Consider the following 20078-nt stretch of genomic DNA (forward strand, 5'->3'; position numbering starts at 1 on the left):
GGGGCAGCTCGGAGCCGAGTTCAACCCGTCGACCGTGAGGTCTCCCGCTCCGCCCGTAACCGGAGGAACGAAATTGCCGAAGAACACCTTGCCCCCTCGCGAAGCATCGATGCCGAACCCGCTGGTTGAATCGATGGTCACGTCAAAAGTTCCGCTAATAACGACGACGCCTCCCCTTCGGCATTGTATCGCGGTGCCTGCGTCTGCGTTCACGTCTAGCCGCCCCGTCGAGGTCAGTAGAGAGCCATCTCGGACGCGAATGGCGATTCCCGAAGCGCTCTTATCGACGCGCAGTAAAAGACCTGCGCTCAGGTTCACGAGGCTAGCTCTCGCACCCTGCCTCAAGTCCAGCGAAGGGGCTCCCGACGCATCGCCAAAGAGTCGTCCTCCCCGGAGACCGAGCGCAGCATTGTTGCTCAAGAAAATGCGATTCAATACAACGAAGCCGCCCAGCCGCGAGAAGTCGCCCGAGAAAATCGGCGAGAGCGTCGAAGCAACTGCGAGGGGTTTCGTTAGACCCCAACCGAACCAAGAGGTGTTCGAGGGCAAGCTAAAGTCATCCCGCGCCGAGGTGGCTCCGGCCGCATCAGCGTCTGTACCAAAGCTCACAAGGGTCTGGTCGAAGAAAACCGCAAGAGCCACATCGTCTATCTCTACGCCGTGCATCTGGATGCGAGATCGATGGAATGAAGCGAACACGGTCGGTCCCGAATTTCCGAGGCGTAGGTTCACGAGGAATAGTCCCACGAGATCGGGGTGATTCCTGAAGGACCCGTCCTTGCCGAATCCTGTCGCGATGCCCACCCCGACTTGAATAGGATCGGTGCGCAGAATATCGATCTCCACATCAGGCTCGATCACTCGATAGGTCGAGCCTGCGGGAGAGGCTGAAAACCGTCTCGCGGGCCTGAAGATCGTGCCATCGTTCTCCGTGATCGTGCGCCGATCCCCAACGGCGGGCCCGGACGTGATCTCCAGAGTTTTCCCCCGGAACGCATCCGCCACCATTCCGCCCGGCCCGAACACCAGCCCCGAATTGCTAGATGCTCCGTCTGCCGTTCCGCTGTTGCCCGTACCAGCAACCGCGACGAATCCGTCTTCACCGGGTTGCCCCGCGCCGTCCCCGATAACCCACACCCTGGCCTGAATGACACGCTCCTTGAAAAGAGGGGCCGCATAGGGGCTTCCGCCGGCGTTACCCGCATGGATGATCACCCGATGAGCGATCACGTCAGGCAGTACGCTCTCGGCCTTGGTGAGCGTCGCAAACGGGCTCGACGGGCTGAGCCCATCATTGGAATCGTCGCCATTCAGACCGGAGACAAACAGGTCGAGCGGGGCGATCGTCTTCGTGGCACTCGTCGGATCGAGCGGACCCCCGATGACAAGGCCACCGGCCACCACGTACTCGGGATCCGCGGTCCACTCCAGCTCCAGCTCTTTGGCCGCCACCTGGACCTGGATCGCCGTGTATCCGGCCACATCGATGCCCCCCACAACGCCATTGATGGGGTCGATCGCCAGGTTCGGCCTCAGCTCCGAGGTCACGTTCGTGGCGGGCCCCCGTGCGGGAGGCAGGAGGCTTAGCGAAAGCGTTACCGCTGGGCTCGTAGACGCTATTACAAGGGGGGAGCCGGTCTTGTTGTACGCCAGCAGGGCCATGCCGATGAGTCCTCCGCCATCCGACGCGGAGGCTACACCGTCTCCCTACCGGATTCCACTTATGAGGGCATGGCGACGGCGCCCTGGGCCTAGTTGACCTCTCCGCCCTGACAGAGAAGGCATGAGTATGTCTCCACAAACCCCTCCTCGGCGGTTGCCACACCAACCATGTACGGCTGACACCTGACGCAGTAGAAAATGTCGCTGTTCCTGCTCTCCTTGTCGTAATTATTCGCTCTCAAAGCCTGATCCACCACATCATCATCGATATCGAACCGGTCCTTCATTAGCCTGCGGAACATGCGCAAGAAGTTCTTCATGAGGTCCAGCACCAGCGCGTCGGCCAGACTTGGATCCTCTCCAAGCGCGATGGCCGACGCCGCCGCGCCCATCGAGCTTCCGAAAAGCACGATCTTCGCGTTCGGCTGGCGCTCGCGCACCCACTTGGCCGCAGCCGCCACGTCGAGCGCTTCGAGCTTCCCCATCGTGCAGGTTCTGCCGCCGCTCTTCCCGTGCGAGCGGAAATCGAAGAACAGCCAGCTCGCCTCAAGGTCGGCCAGCCGAATCATCATCGGCATCAGCTCGCACCGGTTCATCAGGTAGCCGTGGCAACAGATGATCGCCAGTTCGCCGCTGCCGCACTCGCTCCACCACCCATCAAGCTCGACCCCGCCGCTCTCCAGTCCAACGCGCTCCTCCGGAAACCCGAGCATCGCAGGCGACAACCAAAGCGGGACGCGCGGAGGGTGGATGCTGACGTAGGTCACGACGATCAGCGCCCCGATATACAGCACCAAGAGCAACACGATCAGAGATGTAACGAAACCAACCATTGCAGGGGACAATCAGCGACTTATACGTTTCACAGCGGGCACTGGTTCTGATAGAATATCTGGTGTCGAGGATGTACGCGCTCAACTTCTACCCAGAACTGTACGACGATTTGCTGTTGTCGAACCGCAAGACAGTTACGATCCGGCTAGGCGACAAGTCGGACAAGTACGAATCTGGCGTCATAGTATGGATCACTGTCGGGCCGCGGTACGGCAAACGCAAGAAGTTGTTCTCCGCGATTCTGGACCGAGTCGAGGTCAAGCGGATTCAAGAGCTTTCGCCAAGGGACATCGAGCGGGAGAGCCCGGAGCTTCGCACACACGACGAGGTAATCGGCCTCATGTCTCGCATCTACGGTGAGTTCATCACCCCAGCGCACCTCGTGACAGTCATCTACTTCTCCCGGATCGAAGAGTAGCGGTGGCTCGTGTGCGTGTAGCTACTGCCGAGCAATGCCGCGAGATCGATCGGCTAACGATCGAGGAGCTAGGAGTGCCAGTAGCCCAGCTCATGGAGAAAGCGGGGCAAGCGGTCGCCAACGCAGTCGTCGAAATCGCCAGGCCCGGCAGCTTGGTCGCGATTCTCTGCGGTCCCGGGAACAACGGTGGCGATGGGCTGGTCGTCGCAAGGCTCCTGCACAAGCTGGGCTATGAACCGCGCGCGTACCTAGCCGCCGAAGATTCGAAGCTCTCTGACGACTGCCGCGCCCAGCGCGATGTGCTCCAGGAGATCGCAATACCCTGCGCTCAACCGGGCTCCGACGGCTGGGATCGCCTGGCTGCCGACGTGGCGGAGTCGCCAGTCGTCGTTGACGGTTTGCTGGGCACGGGTCAATCCGGCGCGCCGCGCGGCGCGATCCTCGAGTGCGTGGAAGCAATCCGGTCGTCCGACGCGGCCGTTGTGAGCATCGACGTTCCGACCGGCATCGATGCTGACTCAGGCGCGTCGCTCGGAGCACACGTTGACGCCGACGTGACGGTAACGATGGTGGTCGCCAAGCAGTGCTTCTTTCAGGGCAAAGGCTCAGAGGCGTGCGGCGTGTGGGCCATGGCGGAGATCGGAATTCCGCCAGAAGCGTATCGCGGCCCGCTCGTCGGCGCTATCCTGACTGCGGCCGAGGTGTCGAAGTCGCTCGGCGTACGGTCGATCCACTCTCACAAGGGCGAAAACGGGCACGTCCTCATCGTCGCCGGCAGCGAACAGATGCGCGGCGCGGCGACGCTGGCGGCTGCGGGCGCACTTCGCGCGGGCGCCGGGATGGTGACCGTCGCCAGCACCCCGGCTGTGATCGACGCAGTAGCAGCCCATCTGCCGGAAGCAATGCTGATGCCGCTGGACGCCACGGCAGACGCAAGCCAGATTCTCGGCTCAATGGACCGGTACGGCAGCGCAGTCTTTGGACCGGGATTGACGACAAGCGACCCTGTTCCAAAGCTCCTCGCAGAAGTTTGGCGACCGTGGACCGTGCCATCGGTCATCGATGCCGACGCGCTGAACGCCGTCGCTCTTGGCGTTGATCTGCCAAAGGCGGACTGCGTGCTGACCCCTCACCCCGGCGAAATGGCTCGACTGCTCTCGACCACGACGGATAAAGTCCAGAGCGACCGCTTCGGACAGGTGCGCGCGGCGAGCACGAAGTACGAAAAGTGCGTCGTCCTCAAAGGAGCGTACTCACTCATCGCCGAACCAGGATCGGAGATCGCCGTGAACCCAACCGGCAACCCGGGCATGGCCGCCGCAGGCATGGGCGACGTGCTTGCGGGCGTGATCGCCGGACTCATCGCGCAAGGCCACACACCCCTGGAGGCAGCCAAGATCGGCACCTTTTTGCACGGGGCGGCCGGAGACCATTGCGCCGAAACCTACGGCCCTGTCGGCTTCACTGCGCTTGAAGTAGCTGGTGCAATCCCTGTAGCACGGGCTAAACTGGAAGCGTGTTGAGCAGAGCGGCTTGCTGCATCGCCCTTGTGCTGACCGGCGCGGCGGCGTTCGGCCAAGATGACCGGACGGTCCGCATCACGTTCCCATCGCAGGGCGAGAGGCAGATTTGGTTCGGAACGCCCGGCGACTTTTCAGAGCCGACAAGCCCGGTCAGCTCGATTGCGCTAGGCGTGCAACTCGACATCCCGGACGCGGCGATGTCGAAGTGGATTTTCGTGCACACGCTTTCGACAGGCGATGTCGCTGTCCGGAAGGTCGAGGACGCTCTTGAAGATGGCGTGTGGACGATAGCCGACGACGAGTTCGACCACCAGTTCGTAATGGAGATTCGGCTGGAGCACGACGGCTTGGCCGTTGCTTCGGCCATAGTCGAGCTGTCGGCAGCAGGTTATCAAGCGACAAGGCTGATCAGCGCAAACGACGAGGGCCAGGCCAAGTTCTACGCCATACCGTTCGGCGAAGTAGAACTGAGCGTCCAGTACGAATCTGAGGGTGAGGATCTGTCGCTGCCGACGCAGATTTTGAGCGCAAAGGCGGCCAGCGCAACCGCGTCCGTGTACTTGCTTCAGATCACCGATCCTGTGGAGACCGTTGCATCGGACGAGGCGGAAGCGGTTGCCGCTACCGACGAAGTCGAAACAAGCGGCCCGTCGATCCTCGTCTCGATCGTCAAGATGGTGATCGGCCTCGCTGTCGTGGCCGCCATCGGTTACTTCATCATCCAGTACCTGAAGAAGAACAGCGACCAGGCGCAGGAAGGGCTCGCCAAACTCGGCATCTCAGTTCCAGGATCGGGCGGCGATCCAGCCTCAAGCACGCCCGTGGCGCCCGCTAGACCGAAGCAGATCATCCTCGGCGGAGGCGCCGCGCCACAGCCGGCCGCGCCGACGCCCCCCGTTGCGCAAGTGGTGAAGAACCCGCGACTCGTCAAAGCGGACGGTTCGATACTCATAGTTCCCGATGGTGAACAGACCGTGGGTCGCGACGACACAGCAGACATCGTCGTGGCAGGGGAGTCGAGCGTCAGCCGCAAACACGCCAGCCTGACCAGGGAAGGCGACGCGGTCACGATCAAAGACCTAGGAAGCAGCAACGGTACGTTCGTCAACGGTAAGAGAATAAGCGCCCAGCAGACGCTGAGACCGGGCGATACAGTCCAGTTCGGCGGCGCGCAGTACCGGTATGAAGAGTAGAGCATGGGCCAAGTCCTCTTTCGTGCGTTAGCGTGTGGCGCGGGCGGCGTTGTCGGCTGGCTCGTCGTCGAGCCGTTCTTGCCGACTACGGGTCGGCTCGACCCAAGCTGGGCGCCGAAAGAAGCCCTGATGATCACGCTGATCGGAGCGCTCATCGGGCTGGCAGCCGGCGTTATTCAAGGCCTTTCCAAGGGCGGCAAGCGAAACGTTTTTCTCTCTGCCGCGCTCGGCCTGGTCTTCGGCGCGATCGGAGCGGGGCTCGGCCATCAGATCGGCGGAAGGATCTACGAGTCCATGGGGGGCGACGCAGAAGGGCTCGCCGCAATGCCCGCCCGAATCGCTGCGTTCATCCCGATGGGCGCTATGATCGGCATGGCGGTCGGTTGGATACAACTATCGACGCGCGGCCTGTTGTCCGGTCTGCTCGGCGGCCTGATTGCAGGGGCGGTGACCGGCGCGATCTTCGATCCATTGTCGATCATTCTCGCCCCGGCCACAGAAGCGGTGACTGCCGGTTCCCTGCCCGCAGGTCTTCCCGCAGAAAGCGGAGCGCCCGGTCGCGCCGTCCTCGGCCTCGGACTCGGAATCTTCATCGGCACCTTCACGGCGCTCATGGATCGCGCAACGCGCCAAGCTTGGCTGCGTCTCGTGCTCGGTCGCAACGAAGGCAGGGAATGGCCCATCGACGCGGCGCAGACGACCATCGGCCGCGACGAGCGGGCGCACGTGCCGCTCTTCGGCGACATGAACGTCGTTCCGCTGCACGCGGTGATCGAAAGGCGCGGCGCACAGTACGTCCTCATCGACCAAGGCAGCCCGATCGGCATCGGGTGGAACGGCCAGCGAATCGGCGAAGCCGTCCTCAGCCCCGGAGACCAGATTCAGATCGGCTCGTTCAACCTGCAGTTCCTGATGAAAGCGGGCGCGGCGAACCGGGCGATGGAAGGCCGCGCACACGGCCAGCCGGTCGGCGGCCAGCAACCGGGCCAGCCGATTCAACCGATTCAGCAACCCGGCTACACGCCGCAGCAAGCGCCGATGCCAGGCCAGCAGACCGTAGCCATGCAACCGATGCCGCAAACCGGTCAGCAGACGGTCGCAATGCAGCCAACGACTGGACTCGCTCTTGTTGCTGAGAACGGGCCGCTGGCAGGTCAACGAATAGCCATCACCGGGCCGATGGAGATCGGGCGAGAGGCGTCAGGCATCCAGTTGAGCTACGATGCGAAGGCGTCGCGCCACCATGCAAGCGTGACCCCGCAAGGCAACACCTTGGTCGTGCAGGACCTCGGAAGCACGAACGGCACCCTCGTCAACGGACAGCGCGTTCAGCAAGCCGTTTTGAACCCCGGCGACGTTTTGCAGATTGGAACTACGAAGTTTCGTGTAGAGTAAAGGAGACTTTGGCTATGGACAAACCAGAACAATTCGACCCGAACAAGACCGTAGCCGGAGGGCCGGTCGACAACCGCACGCGGGCGATGGACGCCCCGCCGACCGCCAGCGACGCGAACCGCACGACCGCCTGGGAGCAGCCGGAGACGCTCACGGTGACGGTGACGCCAAGCCGAGAGGCGACCATGGCGAACGGCCCCGCGCGCGAACAGTTCTTGATCGAGCTGACCGCCAACGACGGCGGCGCTCTTCCGGGAGTCGGGACGTCCGGCGTTCGCACACCGCTCAACCTCTGCCTCGTGATCGATCGGTCGGGCTCGATGGAGGGCGCGCCGTTGGATTACGCAAAGCAGGCTTGTCAGTACGTCGTCGATCTGCTTTCGCCAACCGACCAGCTAAGCATCGTCGTGTTCGACGAGATCGTCGACGTGCTGATGCCGCCGCAGCTCGTCACCGACAAGGAGGCGATCAAGGACGGCATCGCGCAGTTGCAGCCGGGCTACACGACGAACATATCTGATGCGATGACGATGGCCGCGCAGCAGCTCGCGCCGGGGCTCGAGGACAAGTCCCGCGCGACGAGAATGGTGTTCCTCACCGACGGCGAGCCGACCGCTGGAATCCGCGAGTTCCAACCGCTTTTGCAGCATGCGTTCGACATCAAGCAGCGCGGGATTACCTGCACTTTCCTCGGCTTCGGGCCGGAGTACAACGAAGAACTGCTCGCGTCGATGGCGCGAAAGACCGGCGGCAACTACTACTACATCTCGCAGCCGCAGCTGATCCCGGAGATCTTCCGCACAGAGCTTGAAAAGCTGATGACCGTCGCCGCCGTCAACCCAAAGCTGGAGATGAAACTCTCCCGATGGGTCACCCTTCGATCGGTGACCGGGCAGTCGGTCGCGCCCAGTGGAAAGGAGTTCACGCTCGATCTCGCCGACCTAGAGCGAGGAGCGACGATGTCGCAGGTGCTCGATTTCGAGTTTGAAAACCACCCATTGGGGCACTACCGAGTAGCCGGGGGCAGGCTGACGTTCGAGGACGTCACCGGCGGCGCAAGCAAGGTGATCGACGTGGACCTCGTGATGGAGTTCACCGCTGACAAAGCGCGGTATTCAATGCCGGTCAACCCCTTGGTCGAGCAGGCGTTCCAAGTCTCAGCCGCGTCGCGGGTCGTCGAGAAGACTATCATGGGCCTCAAGACGCACCAGCTCACCGCCGAAGGCGCACTGGCGGAGCTTGAGAAGACGCAAATGCTGCTGATCCAGGACGGCCGCACGGAAGAAGCGCAAGAGGTCACCCTCGCCATGCAGGCGATCAAATCGGGCGACATCGGCGGCGCAGAGAAGACGCTAATGGGCGCCATGCTGCACCTCGATCAGGGCAAGAAGTCATAGCCGAGATCGTGACCGAACTGTCTAGGAAAATCGAGTTCGACGACAGTTCAGACACAATATTCAGTGACGAGTATTCGATACCCTATTGGCGAAGTGGCGCACTCATACGAATGTCAGCTTTACCTGTAAGCGTGGCCGCCTCGAAGCGATCTTGCGAAGGGAAGTACAGCGTCATGGCTTTCCCGTTAAGGCTATTTGCTAGCATTTGTTTAACCACCTGATCGACATTCACGTCTATCGTTCTACCGTATAAAGCCTCGGCCCGACCTAGAGCACGAGCAACCATCTGTGTCAGCTCAGGAATGGTGTAAGTGCCTCTTGGAGTCGATGAAAACTCCAGCGTTCGAGTCGTACCTGGCCGAATCGGTGTAATTTGTCCTCCAACCTGGAGGAGTTTTCCAACGTTTCAGTTGAAGGCGATTATTTGGCCTAGCCCCTCCAAATCAATTATTCCTACGTCAACACTCCATAGCTGCATGCCGGCGTCGGAGTTAAGTATCTTGCCCACGCCAACCATTGCGCCGCTAACTTCAGCAACGCCCGCGCCTCTTAGCGCAGGAATGGTTGCGTTAAAAGGGTAGACGACATCCACCCAGCCTGTCTCGAAGTTGAATTTCATCTTCTGGAACATCGGCTGCCGTAGAGATCTGCCAACTCTGATTGCAACTGGCCCACTCATTGTTGCATTTGGGCCTGGGCTCAGGGCGAAAGATGATAACGTTACGTCCATGCGTACAATCTCACCTTCGATTCTAATGGCTCGCTGGGAGGCCTTCTGGGCCTCCGCACTGCGTGATTGATCTGCGAACACAAGGAAGGGCACTGCCAGCAGCACTGCTGCAGTTCCAGTCATAGTTAACCGTTTCATGTTCATTTCTTTTCTCCATATGCTGTACAGCTGCTACTGCTAATAACAACTCACTGCATTGTAATTCTCCACTTCCAAATGGTGTGATATCTACTACAATAATGAAATGCGCATGAAATATCGCATTTTCTTGCATTATTTCTCCAGGGCTGTGGGCTGGCAGCCATTGCGTTTTCGTCGTTACTCCCTGCTTCTGAAACTTCACGCGGAAGGTGGCCCTCCCGCGACACCATGCCCGGTTTTAGAGCCCAGGACTCTCCATCAGCAAGAAAGCCGAAGTGCCATAGGCAAGCCTGTCGGATCTGTCGTTGCTTTCGGAGTTCGGTTTTTGATCGCCGCGCTAACTACCGCAGGCCGCCGAGTCGCACGTCTAAGCCACCATCCCCCGACCGCCGTCCTTCGACCGAGCCCACCATCCGTCATTCTGAGCCACGTCATCCTGGGTCTGTCGAAGGACGAAGGACGGCGGACGCTGGGCGTGGCTCTGGCGACGCCGGCGAACGGCGTGATAGCCCGTGAGCATCCGCGCGGCTCGCGGGGTCTTTCCTTCGTCAAGCTCAGGACAGGCTCGCTCAGTATGACGCGCTCACCCCCCAACCCTCGATCCTGATCGCGATCGCGTAGTGCCCCACGATACATAATCTCCGTAACCGATGGTCAAACCCACCATTCTCGGTGTCCCTTACGACGCATCGTCCTCATTCATGCGCGGCACGGCAGATGCGCCGCCCGAAATCCGCAAGGAAATCTGGTCCGAATCGCGCAACACTTGGTGCGAAGCGGGCATCGACCTCGACGGGGTTTTGTCAGACGCTGGGGACGTAACGATCGGCGACGATCCGCGAGAGGAGATCGAGGCGGCGGTTTCTTCGGTCTTGAATTCGGGTGCGACGCCGATCGTGCTCGGCGGCGACCACTCGATCACTTACCCGGTGCTGCGGGCTTTCCGTGCCCAAGATTTCGACGTGCTGCACATCGATGCGCACGCTGACCTATACGACTCGCTGGACGGCGACCGGTACTCACACGCCTGCCCCTTCGCCCGGTCAATGGAGGACGGGCTCATCCGTCGCCTCGTGCAGGTTGGCGTCCGCACGATGAACGGCCACCAGCAGGAACAGGCCAACAAGTTCGGTGTCGAGGTGATCCAGATGCGCGACTTCTCTTCCGGAATGCGGCCGAAGCTCAACCCGCCCGTGTACGTGTCGATCGACATCGACGGCATCGACCCCGCGTTCGCGCCGGGGGTCTCGCACTACGAGCCCGGCGGCCTCTCCGTCCGCGATGTGCTGACCATGATCCACGCCCTGCCCGGCCCGATCATCGGCGCAGACGTAGTCGAGTACAACCCCAACCGCGACGTGCAAGGCATGACCGCCAACGTTGCAGCGAAGCTTGTGCGAGAGCTTGCCGGACGGATGGTGACAGCCTAATATGTGTGTGCCACGGTCAGGCCCGTAGGGTTTGTCCGTGATTTGGGAATAGGACGACTTCAGCCCCGCTTTGAGAAGCTGGCTTCAGGCTGCACACTTTTCGCGATGGAGTGCACCGCTCCGTCGACGCCGGCGAACGGCGCGACAGCCCGTAAGCATCCGCGCGGCTCACCCTCCCGAACCTCCGAACCTCCGAACCCCCGAACCCCCGAACTACCCCTCGACCAACGTCCAACCCTCGGCCTTCGCGCGATCCCAATCGTAAACGAACGACCACCAGTTGCGCAGCTTCTTTCCTTTGTAAGTCAAGCCGTGATCGACGCCCGGGATCGCCTGCAGCCAGTAGATGCGCCACTTGATCGGGTCGCGGTCCCAGCGGTCGGCGTTCATCATCTGCGTCTTGCCGATGCCGTCGGGCTTCCAGTCCTCGATGTCCGTCTCGACGTAGCGCGGGTTCGCCCAGTCGTAGTCGCGCTCGCTGTTCGGCGCGTAGTGCGTCCACCCGCAGCGCGCCGGGCTCGTGACGATCTTGTGCGAATAGTCGCTGCCGACGAACTTGCCCCAGAACAGCAGCTCGCTCCACTTCTCGGGCGGGGTCGTTTCGCGGCCATCGACGTGGTTGAGAAGGTGCTCGAGCTGGTGCATGTGGTTCTCCAGCATCTCGCCCAATCCGCGCCCGTAGTTGTAGTGGTAGACCGTGTATGTCTTGCTGAACACCGGCAGGTCGTCACCGTCGCGGTTCGAGTTGCTCACGTCGCCGGTCGGGCTGGACATGTTCGACTCCCACAAGTTTATAACGCCACCGTGGTAACCCCACATCCAAATCTGCTTCACGCCTTGTTCTTCGACCAGTTCCTTCGCGCCGATTCGATTCATGATCGCGTTGTAATCGGGGAGCGGCGGGCTGCTGCCTGTCTTCAACTTGAGAGGGATCGCCTCTTTGAATTCCACCTGCCCGATGACTTCATATCTGAGCGCCGGCTCGCTGTCCAGCTTGTACCCGCGGAACCGCGACCCCCTCTCCAACGCCTCGCACGCCTCCTTCGTCAGCCGCTCGGTCTTGGCCTTCAGGTCTGCATAAGAACCGCCGACGTCGCCCGTGACCGCCCGGTCGATCTGGTCGCCCTGGACCGGGAAGAAGCTGACGACGAACACCTTGATCGTGGACGTCTCTGCAAGAGTCGCAGCCAGCGCGAGAGCAACGATCATGCCTTTAGCATGACACGATAGCCCCCTTCCTCTTGCTCGGCGCGAAGCAGAGCGGAGGAGGCAAGGGGGTTGGGAGATGGAGGTTCCGACAGCGAAGACGTCGCCCGATTTGGCAGTGCGGTGCTTCAGCACCGCCTTTCTGCACAGCGGTCGCGAGTTGAAGGCACATGCTTAGAACCACAGGTTCGCGGAAAAGCCCTACGGGCCTGACCGCGGAACACGACCCTCATGATCGGAAGGTTTGACCCCCTTCCGAAAGCCGCCAAATCCAAAATCGCTCGGCTCATATACACCGACCAGCGATACGTCCGCGCGATCCGGAACCGACAGCCCGACCATCCAGTACGCGCCGTTTACGAGCAACCGCCGGAGACCTTCGTTGAGTAGATCCGTAGCAGCACCCATCGTCGTCGTGAGGATCCGGTTTGCGTTTCCGCTTTCGTTCTTAAAATCACGCAACCAAACGATCGACATCTTGAACTCGTTAAGACCCTGTTCATTGCCAAATACGTTCATCTTCTTGCCTGTGGCCGCTGGCGCATCTGGTCGCATTCCATCTACGACCTCGCCGAACATCAAGGTCGTGCCGTTCGGATGCGCTTCGTACACGTCTGTCGTCACGAACACATCCTTCACACCGCGGAGCACGAGGTGGGATTCGGTCTGTGGACTAAAGATTCCACGTGTGGCCTGAACTCCGTGGATCCCCCAGTGGCTCACCCATGTCTCACCAAGAACGTGCTTCCCAAAACCGCCCGGCCACTCTTTGCTCCGAAAACCGAACCGCTTATACGCGCCCGACTTATGGTCGAACGCGTGAGTCGAAGTCCGAAGCGCGATGATCGGTTTTCCCGCCAAGTAGTAGTCGACGAAGTGCTTCATCTGCTCATCCGGCCACTCGCGGAACCGTAGCAACATTACACAAAGGTCGGCTTCATCCAGCGCTTCGAGACCCGGTTGGTTGTCGCGCACATCGGGATCGATCACCCCACCCTCGCCGATCGAAAACAGCACGGTGCACTTGAAGCCGTGGCGAAAGGCGAGGATCTTCGCGAGCTGCGGAAGCCCCTCCTCCGACCGATACTCCTCGTCGCCGGCCAAAAACACGATGTGCTTCCCCACCCCCGGCCCTTCCGTACCTTCGTACACGACCCAGTCGTTTGCCGCGGATGTCGACATGACAGCAAGAGCGGTTAGTGCGAGCAGCATCACCGTTTCTGCTCGCAGACCAGCCGAAAGCCGACGAAGTGTCCATTGGAGAGCCACCAGCGGCTCTTGGGGAGTTGGGGGTCGTGCGCTTGCCACTCCTTGGACCAGTAACGCCGCAAAGAAGGCGACATGTCACCCAGCGAGTCAGTGAAGATCCCACCGCAAAGAACAGGCTTGCCCGCAAGGTCCGTAGCCCATTCGCCGACGTTGCCGAACATGTCGAAGAGGCCGAACATATTCGGGGTTTTCTTGCCGACGGGGTGTGTCACCTCGTCGCTGTTCCCCTCGTGCCACGCGCTCTCCTCCGAGGCTTCTCCAGCGCGGCACGCCAACTCCCATTCGGCCTCGGTCGGGACGCGGTACTTTTTGCCGGTGACCGAGGAGAGCCAGCGGCAGAACATCATGACGCTCGTAGAGGAAACGTTGATGACGGGGTACCCCTGGTGCCCCCATCCCTTGTCGGGCAGGATGTAGCTGCGGCTCGGTCGTGCGATGGCGTCCGGCGCGAACTCCGTCTGGTCGTATGGGCGCGACGGCTCGCCGCTCAAGAGGAACTGGTCGAAGACCTCCCACACAGTCTCCGTAGCAGCCATATAAAAAGGATTCACCGTGACCTTCTCGTCACCGATCACAACCGTCCCGCCAGGCACAGGAACCATGTCGAACTTGACCGCAGACTCGGGCAGAGTCTCAGTGAAAGGTTTGTCCTGGGCGTCGCCTGGTAGTCGCCAGGTAGTCGCCAAATTGTCGCCAGCACGACAAGGCGACGACAAGACGACGCCGGAGGCAAACGACGACCAGGCGACGGATTGGAAAACAGTCGCGGCAAGAGCAACGGCGGCGATCATGCTATAAGCATGACACTACTCGCCGAGACATTAAGGTCCCCTCCCACCAACGAGGGGGAGGGTTAGGGAGAGGGGGCGAACAGACAAAGTCCTTTCCAATTCTCAGTTTGTTTTCGTCGGATGAAACTTAAACGGAAAGGACTCTCGAGCTTGAACCCCTCACCCAGCCTCTCCCTTAAGGGGAGAGTGGTTGCGACGCGTGGCGCGACGATCCCTGGCTAACGTCAATACTCGCGTTCCCCTTTTCGCCCGGGCTCGGGAACGGGATACAGGCCGTCTGCGCCCGGCATCAGCGGAGACGGCGTCTCGTAAGTCAGCTTGTCAACATCCGGCGCGAACTCGTGCTCGCTGTTGAGCATCTGGTCGAACGAAACCTCCTGGCCAGTGTGCGCGGCCCTGCGGCCCATGCTGCAAGTCAGGCTCGCATAGACTCCGCGCTCGACCTCGTTGTGCGGCTCGTCATTCCGGATCTTTTTGATCAGCACGTCCCACTCGTTCTGGTACGGGTTGCTCCTGTTCGTCGACCGCCAAACCTCGGCCTCGGGGGTCATGACTTGTCCCTTGTAGATCGCCTGAGGCCCACCCATGTCGCCGGAGCGCGCGGCGATCGCGACGCCCTTCGCGCCGTGGACATAACTGGCGAAGTTGCCGTGCGCGCCGGTCATGCAACGGCCGTCGAAGAAGAACTTGCAGCCATCGTCGAACGTGTACTCAACCGCGTACGAGTCGAAGTTCTGATCGACGAACGGCACGCCTTCGGAGTTCTCCCTGTAGTGCCGTCCGCCCAGCCCCTGTGCTTTGACCGGCCACGCGTTCTTCATCCAGCAGAGGTGGTCGACGTGGTGGATGTAGAAGTCGTTGAAACAACCGCCGCTCGCCCAAATGAAGCTGTGGAACCGCCGAATCTGATACTCGAGGTGCGACATGCCGTCGGGCTTCGGGGTGGACTGGAACGTGGCGGCGGGGCCGTGCATCCGGTATCCGCGCATGAACATGATCTCACCGACTTCGCCGTCTTGGATGCGCTTGTGAAGCTCTTGCAGACCGATCGTGTGACGGGACATAAGTCCGACGCCGACTTTGAGATTTTCGGCTTTCGCATGTGCGTTCAGCTCGAGCATGCGTCGGCTGCTCGGCCCGTCGACGGTGACAGGCTTTTCCATGAACACGTTGAGCTTCTTCTCAATCGCGTACCGGAAGTGCACCCACCGGAACGCGGGCGGGGTCGTCAGGATCACGACGTCGCCCGGCTTGAGGGAGTCCATCGCGTTCTTGTAGGCGTCGAAACCGAGGAACCTGCGCTCTTCCGGCACGTCCATCTTGCCGCCGACGTTGTTGCTCAGGTTGTTGTAGGTGCTGTTGAGGCGGTCTTCGAACACATCGGCCATCGCGACCAGCTTGATCGGCCCGCTTGTGGTCGAAACCGCGTTGACGGCCGCTCCACCGCCACGCCCTCCGCACCCGACGAGCGCGACTTGGATCAAGTCGCTGCTCTGTCCGTGGACGCCGGCTTTGGCGATGCCCGGTATCAAGGATGCCGCCGCCAACCCTCCCGTCGCCTGAAGGAACCGTCGTCTCGAAGTCTTGTTCTTGTCTGTGCTCATGGTGGGCTGTTTTCACTTTTGTCAGGCGATTTCCGTTCCGTGTCGGTACGGTTCGCAATCCTTCCCGATGTACCTGACCGCAAGTATAACCAGTCATAGCGAGAACGCGACGACGGAGTTGAGAAGAAATCGTCTTCAGTGGTCTCAATCATGTAATCGAAACTTAGCCCTTGCTCAAACGCTTCAGGACACGCCGGGAAGTCGGCAGGTCTTGAAACAAGAAACTATCATCAGCCTTGGCCGGTGCCTCTAGGTAGTACGTGAGCGTACCATTCCACTCCGTGAAAACGAGCCACTCCTTACGATGGCGGGCGCGCAAAACGCGGTCCATCGTCAATTGGACGTGTTTCTTGATTGCCCGCTTGTTTTCGCCGGTCCCGAAAGTTACTTCCTCGAGCTTCATATCTTCCCATTGACGAATGGCAATGCCATCAGAGCTTTCGAAAACCCAGAATGGATTGACATACCACTCGATCTTAGTTGCGCGCCCGAGGCTCGAAATATCATCTTCATGGTGCCGCCAGACGTTGCGCTCGCGATTCAATCGCTCTGTGAGTTGTTTCACCTGTTCATCCCCTTTTGCAAGGCGCCGCACCCACCACTCCCGAATGAACAATAATGCCAGGGTAGTTGCGACGCTCGCGGCAATTGTTTGCAGGTCAGTCATCGGAGCTCCTCACAAATAGACATGCTACTACTTCGCTACGAATCACGTGCACAATTGCCTCATCGTTGTTTGGTTTTTCCCCATACCTCAGCACGTACTTGCCTGCTCGCGAAACAAGCTGTCGGGGGCGTCCTGAGGCATGACACGCGCCTACATTTCCTCAATACGTCGGAGCCAAGTTTCCTCTCGATTCTGTTGAACGACATGCGTCTGAATCTTGGGTGACCACGAAGGCGTCGAGGCCCAGAACACGTCAATCGAATCATCCGATACGAATGCCGACAACAAGACTTTGTCCTTCAAGATTCTCACCAGCGTCTCCGTGGTAAGAAGTTCCAAAAAGAGCAATTGCTGATTTGCCAGTTTTTGAATTCTAAATGCCGGCGGAAGTGCGTGTAAGTGGGCCGTCGAACTCCTCAGGTCATACGCCTCCCTCAACATTTTCCTGTACTTCGTGCCAGTCAAAACAGCAGCGCGCCTTTCAAAGTCCGCAGCCCCGCTACCTTGACGTGTCTTCAGAACACCATCCAAGGTGCGAACAAACATGTGCATGCGTTCATATGGATTCTGCTCTACGCAAGCGCGGCAGTACGAATTCAACGTGCGCCTGAAGCGCATCCACTTTGTCGGACTTGAATATACGGCTGCAATTATTTCCGCCAGTGCTATCGCTTCAAGTAAGACTTGGCGGTCTGCAAATATGCACTTTGCTTCTTTGTACTGATAGAGTGCCTTTCCCTGAGTACTGGCTCCGTGTATCCGAATCTCGCGTTCTTCGTCATATCCACCGCGCACAACAATGTGATCCTCCGTCTTGGAGCCCAACAACGCAAGTGCTATTCGAATGTAAGTTATCCTATCGTTCAAATGTCGCATTTCCGTACTCCGCACTGTTTGCGGCCCTTTCGGTTGCCCGTGCGCCACGATCTTGACAGAGGCGTCCGCGATGTCCTCTATCACGAACTCTCCAAGCTTTCTCGACCAATAGCTGCCTAGCTCAAACGGTAGGTCATTGGAGATAAGTAGTCCCTCCTTCTCGATATCCTCAAATCCAAGTTGTGCGCCGATCACGTTCAAACATGCGCAGACAAACACTTCTCCGTCAGGTAAAGACCATCTCACTTCACGTTCCCTTTGTGCCATTTATCAACATTCCTCCGTAACTGACTCCTACGGCTACAAGCCCAGCTTCGGCCACAGCACGTCGATCTTAGCTTTCACGTCGTCGGACATGGTGATCAGTTTGGGGAAGTCGCGGGAGAAGCCGTTCTCGCCGGGCCATTTGTGGGTGCAGTCGAAGCCGATCTTGCCGCCAAATCCCTCGGCCATTGCAGCGTGGTCGAGCTGGTCCACAGGTCCCCGTGTGTGCAGAGCGTCGCGGCCGGGGTCGCAGTTTGCGCCTAGCCGGAACAGCACCTGCCCGACGTCCTGCACGTCGCAGTCCTCGTCGAACACGAACACGAACTTCGTGAACGACATCCCGCCGAGCCCCCAGATCGCGCTCATCACCTTGTACGCGTGCCCCGGATACTTTTTCTTGATCGAGACGAACGCGACGTTGTGGAAGCACGCCGCGACCGGCAGGTGGATGTCCACGATCTCGGGCACGGTCAGGCGGATCATCGGCATGAAGATCCGCTCGACCGCCTTGCCCATCCAGCCGTCCTCCATCGGCGGCTGTCCGACGATCGTCGCGGGGTAGACCGGCCGCTCGCGCTGAGTCATGCACGTCACGTGGAACACCGGAAAATCGTAAGCCAGCGAGTAGTAGCCGGTGTGGTCGCCGAACGGGCCTTCTAATCGAGACTCCGAAGGATCGACGTACCCCTCCAGCACGATCTCCGCGTCCGCCGGCACTTTCAGATCGACCGTCTTGCACTTGACCAGCTCCGCGCTCTTTTGTCTTAGGAACCCTGCAAAAGCCATCTCGTCCATGCCAGGCGGGAGCGGCGCGATCGCACTGAAAGTGTAAGCCGGATCCCCTCCTAGGGCGACCGCGACCTCGATGTTCTGTTTCTTCTCGGCGGCTTCTTCCATGTGCCGCGCGCCGGTCTTGTGCATCTGCCAGTGCATGCCGCAGGTGTTCTTGTCGTAGAGCTGCATGCGGTACAGGCCGACGTTGCGCTTGCCGGTGTTCGGGTCGTTGGTGAAGACCAGCGGGAGGGTGATGAACGGCCCGCCGTCCTCGGGCCAGCAGGTCTGGATCGGGAGCTTGGTCAGGTCGATCTCGTCTCCCTCCATCACGACCTCTTGGCAGATGCCCGACTTGACCGTCTTCGGGATCGCGTGCTTGACCTCCTTGAACGCCTTAACGGCAATTCGAAGACCTTCCTTGGGAGATTTCGGAATCGGCGGGGGCAGTAACGCCGCGATCCGCTCGGCGTGCTCCTCGAAGTCGTCGCAGCTCAGCGCCATGCTCATGCGTTTGCGCGTGCCCATCACGTTGATGGACAGTGACATATTGTATCGGAGCCCCCCTCCTCCATTCTTGCCCTGCGAAATGGAGGAGGGGGGTTGGGGGGTGGAGGAGTGGATCGACTCATGCCCCATCACCGCGCTCATTGGGTCGGGCGTCCCCATCCTATGCGGCGGTCCGACGACGTTCTCGAACAGCAGCGCAGGCCCGCCCGCCTTCATCACCCGGTCGGCGATCTCGGTGATCTCCAAGTACGGGGAAACAGGCTCCTTGATACGCTTGAGCTCGCCCTTGCTTTCAAGGACTTCGAGGAAGTGCTGATAGTCGCGGTACGCCACAGCGCTAGTTTACGCTAGGGGCGCAAACTGACTCTCGCCGGGCTGACTCTTGGCTCCCGCCTGACTCGTGTTCCTGTCACTGAGGTGATTTGCCTACCGTCCAGACGCGACGCCGAGTATCCGATCGGCGAGTCCCTCAGGGTCGTCGCCCGCCAACTGCGCGTGATGCAGACCCTCGACGAGCCAGAGGTCTGCGCCGCTGGCCGCGGCCAGCTTTTCTGCGTTGTGCGTGCCGAACATCGCGTCTTCCGTGCCGTGGATGACGAGCGCTGGGCCGCTCCACTTCTTCGCGCCGTCCACGGGCCTCACCTTCGACGGATCGATGCCGCCCTGGATGTTCGCGAACCAGATGACAGGGCGCATCAGGCCCGATCCACCTCGGAACGCGCTTTTCATGAACTCGTCGGATGCACTCTCGAGAGTCGCGAAAGCGCCCTCGGTCACCACGGCGTCGAACAACTCCGGGTGCTCGCCCGCAGCCAGCCAACACGCTGAACCGCCGAGAGAAACGCCGAACAGGACGACCTTGACGTCGCCTTCGTACTGCGCCCTGGCCCAACGGGCTGCCGACGCGATCTCCGCCGCTTCGCCCGGGCCGAAGCCCACCATCTCCGCAAGGCTCGCGTCCTGCCCGTGCATCGCGGGCGCGACGATCTCAGCGCGCTGTTCGAGAAGTTCGATGAGGAGCGGCCAGTGGTCGCGGTTGGCGCCGTAGCCGTGCACCAGGATGACGACCGTGTCGTGCTCGGGCTCGCCCGTTGCGAGCGATCGCGACGCCCAGGCGACGAGGTCGTGCGGTTCGTGGTCGATGATGACGGCCCGCATGGAGCTCGGCATCCATTCGGCGACGTTCCGAGGCGGCTTCACATAGCCGCTCGCCAAGTACCAGCAAAGTCCGAAATAAAGGAGCGGCAACACGCCGAAGTAAACGACCAATCTGATCCACATCCGCTTGCGCCGTTGCGCTTTCATGCTCCATAGGTTAGCCGCTACGGCTGACTCCTGCAAGCTGACTCTTGGCTGAAGCCTGTCTCTCGTTTCACTGACTCTCGTTCCTGCCAATG

Annotated in this window: 17 protein-coding genes; 6 read left to right on the plus strand and 11 right to left on the minus strand. The window is 60.5% G+C overall.

Annotated features, from left to right (window positions below; genetic code table 11):
* A partial coding sequence (locus tag IH944_13300) for a hypothetical protein (GenBank protein MCH7905525.1) occupies positions 1-1662 on the minus strand: 1662 nt, incomplete at its 3' end.
* 89 nt (positions 1663-1751) lie between these two features.
* On the minus strand, positions 1752-2495 hold the full coding sequence (locus IH944_13305) for an alpha/beta fold hydrolase (protein ID MCH7905526.1): 744 nt from the start codon (positions 2493-2495) through the stop codon (positions 1752-1754).
* 71 nt (positions 2496-2566) lie between these two features.
* Between IH944_13305 and IH944_13310 the strand changes: the two genes are divergently transcribed.
* The 5 genes from IH944_13310 to IH944_13330 are packed head-to-tail and all read left to right on the plus strand — an operon-like array spanning position 2567 to position 8422.
* Positions 2567-2914, plus strand: a complete 348-nt coding sequence (locus IH944_13310; protein ID MCH7905527.1) for an RNA-binding protein — start codon at positions 2567-2569, stop codon at positions 2912-2914.
* 11 nt (positions 2915-2925) lie between these two features.
* Complete coding sequence (locus IH944_13315; protein ID MCH7905528.1) at positions 2926-4437, plus strand: NAD(P)H-hydrate dehydratase; 1512 nt, start codon at positions 2926-2928, stop codon at positions 4435-4437.
* Positions 4431-5630: an FHA domain-containing protein gene (locus IH944_13320; GenBank protein ID MCH7905529.1), complete on the plus strand. Its 1200-nt coding sequence runs from the start codon at positions 4431-4433 to the stop codon at positions 5628-5630. Before IH944_13315 ends, IH944_13320 begins: the two co-directional genes overlap by 7 nt.
* A gap of 3 nt (positions 5631-5633) precedes the next feature.
* Positions 5634-7025, plus strand: coding sequence for an FHA domain-containing protein (locus IH944_13325; GenBank protein ID MCH7905530.1), 1392 nt, complete (start codon positions 5634-5636; stop codon positions 7023-7025).
* 14 nt (positions 7026-7039) lie between these two features.
* Complete coding sequence (locus tag IH944_13330; protein MCH7905531.1) at positions 7040-8422, plus strand: VWA domain-containing protein; 1383 nt, start codon at positions 7040-7042, stop codon at positions 8420-8422.
* 406 nt (positions 8423-8828) lie between these two features.
* On the opposite strand, the gene IH944_13335 is transcribed toward IH944_13330, so the two are convergent.
* Complete coding sequence (locus tag IH944_13335; protein ID MCH7905532.1) at positions 8829-9296, minus strand: hypothetical protein; 468 nt, start codon at positions 9294-9296, stop codon at positions 8829-8831.
* 647 nt (positions 9297-9943) lie between these two features.
* Between IH944_13335 and speB the strand changes: the two genes are divergently transcribed.
* On the plus strand, positions 9944-10723 hold the full coding sequence (gene speB / locus IH944_13340; GenBank protein ID MCH7905533.1) for an agmatinase: 780 nt from the start codon (positions 9944-9946) through the stop codon (positions 10721-10723).
* 213 nt (positions 10724-10936) lie between these two features.
* On the opposite strand, the gene IH944_13345 is transcribed toward speB, so the two are convergent.
* The 8 genes from IH944_13345 to IH944_13380 form a co-directional block, all read right to left on the minus strand.
* Positions 10937-11932, minus strand: coding sequence for a hypothetical protein (locus IH944_13345; GenBank protein MCH7905534.1), 996 nt, complete (start codon positions 11930-11932; stop codon positions 10937-10939).
* A 198-nt stretch (positions 11933-12130) separates the two neighbouring features.
* Positions 12131-13141, minus strand: coding sequence for a hypothetical protein (locus tag IH944_13350; protein MCH7905535.1), 1011 nt, complete (start codon positions 13139-13141; stop codon positions 12131-12133).
* Positions 13141-13989 carry an SUMF1/EgtB/PvdO family nonheme iron enzyme gene (locus tag IH944_13355; GenBank protein MCH7905536.1) on the minus strand — a complete coding sequence of 283 codons (849 nt, stop codon included), beginning with the start codon at positions 13987-13989 and terminating at the stop codon, positions 13141-13143. Before IH944_13355 ends, IH944_13350 begins: the two co-directional genes overlap by 1 nt.
* A gap of 224 nt (positions 13990-14213) precedes the next feature.
* Positions 14214-15593: a Gfo/Idh/MocA family oxidoreductase gene (locus IH944_13360; GenBank protein ID MCH7905537.1), complete on the minus strand. Its 1380-nt coding sequence runs from the start codon at positions 15591-15593 to the stop codon at positions 14214-14216.
* A gap of 163 nt (positions 15594-15756) precedes the next feature.
* The gene (locus IH944_13365) at positions 15757-16260 is read right to left on the minus strand and encodes a hypothetical protein (protein ID MCH7905538.1); all 504 of its coding nucleotides are present in this window, start codon (positions 16258-16260) and stop codon (positions 15757-15759) included.
* A gap of 150 nt (positions 16261-16410) precedes the next feature.
* A complete protein-coding gene (locus tag IH944_13370) occupies positions 16411-17403 on the minus strand; it encodes a hypothetical protein (protein ID MCH7905539.1) in 993 nt (330 codons plus the stop codon).
* A 33-nt stretch (positions 17404-17436) separates the two neighbouring features.
* A complete protein-coding gene (locus IH944_13375; protein MCH7905540.1) occupies positions 17437-19014 on the minus strand; it encodes a menaquinone biosynthesis decarboxylase in 1578 nt (525 codons plus the stop codon).
* A gap of 93 nt (positions 19015-19107) precedes the next feature.
* Positions 19108-19986 carry an alpha/beta fold hydrolase gene (locus IH944_13380; protein MCH7905541.1) on the minus strand — a complete coding sequence of 293 codons (879 nt, stop codon included), beginning with the start codon at positions 19984-19986 and terminating at the stop codon, positions 19108-19110.
* Between the last annotated feature and the right edge of the window lie 92 nt (positions 19987-20078).

This window comes from Armatimonadota bacterium, from assembly GCA_022563855.1.
GTDB lineage: Bacteria > Armatimonadota > Fimbriimonadia > Fimbriimonadales > Fimbriimonadaceae > JADFMN01.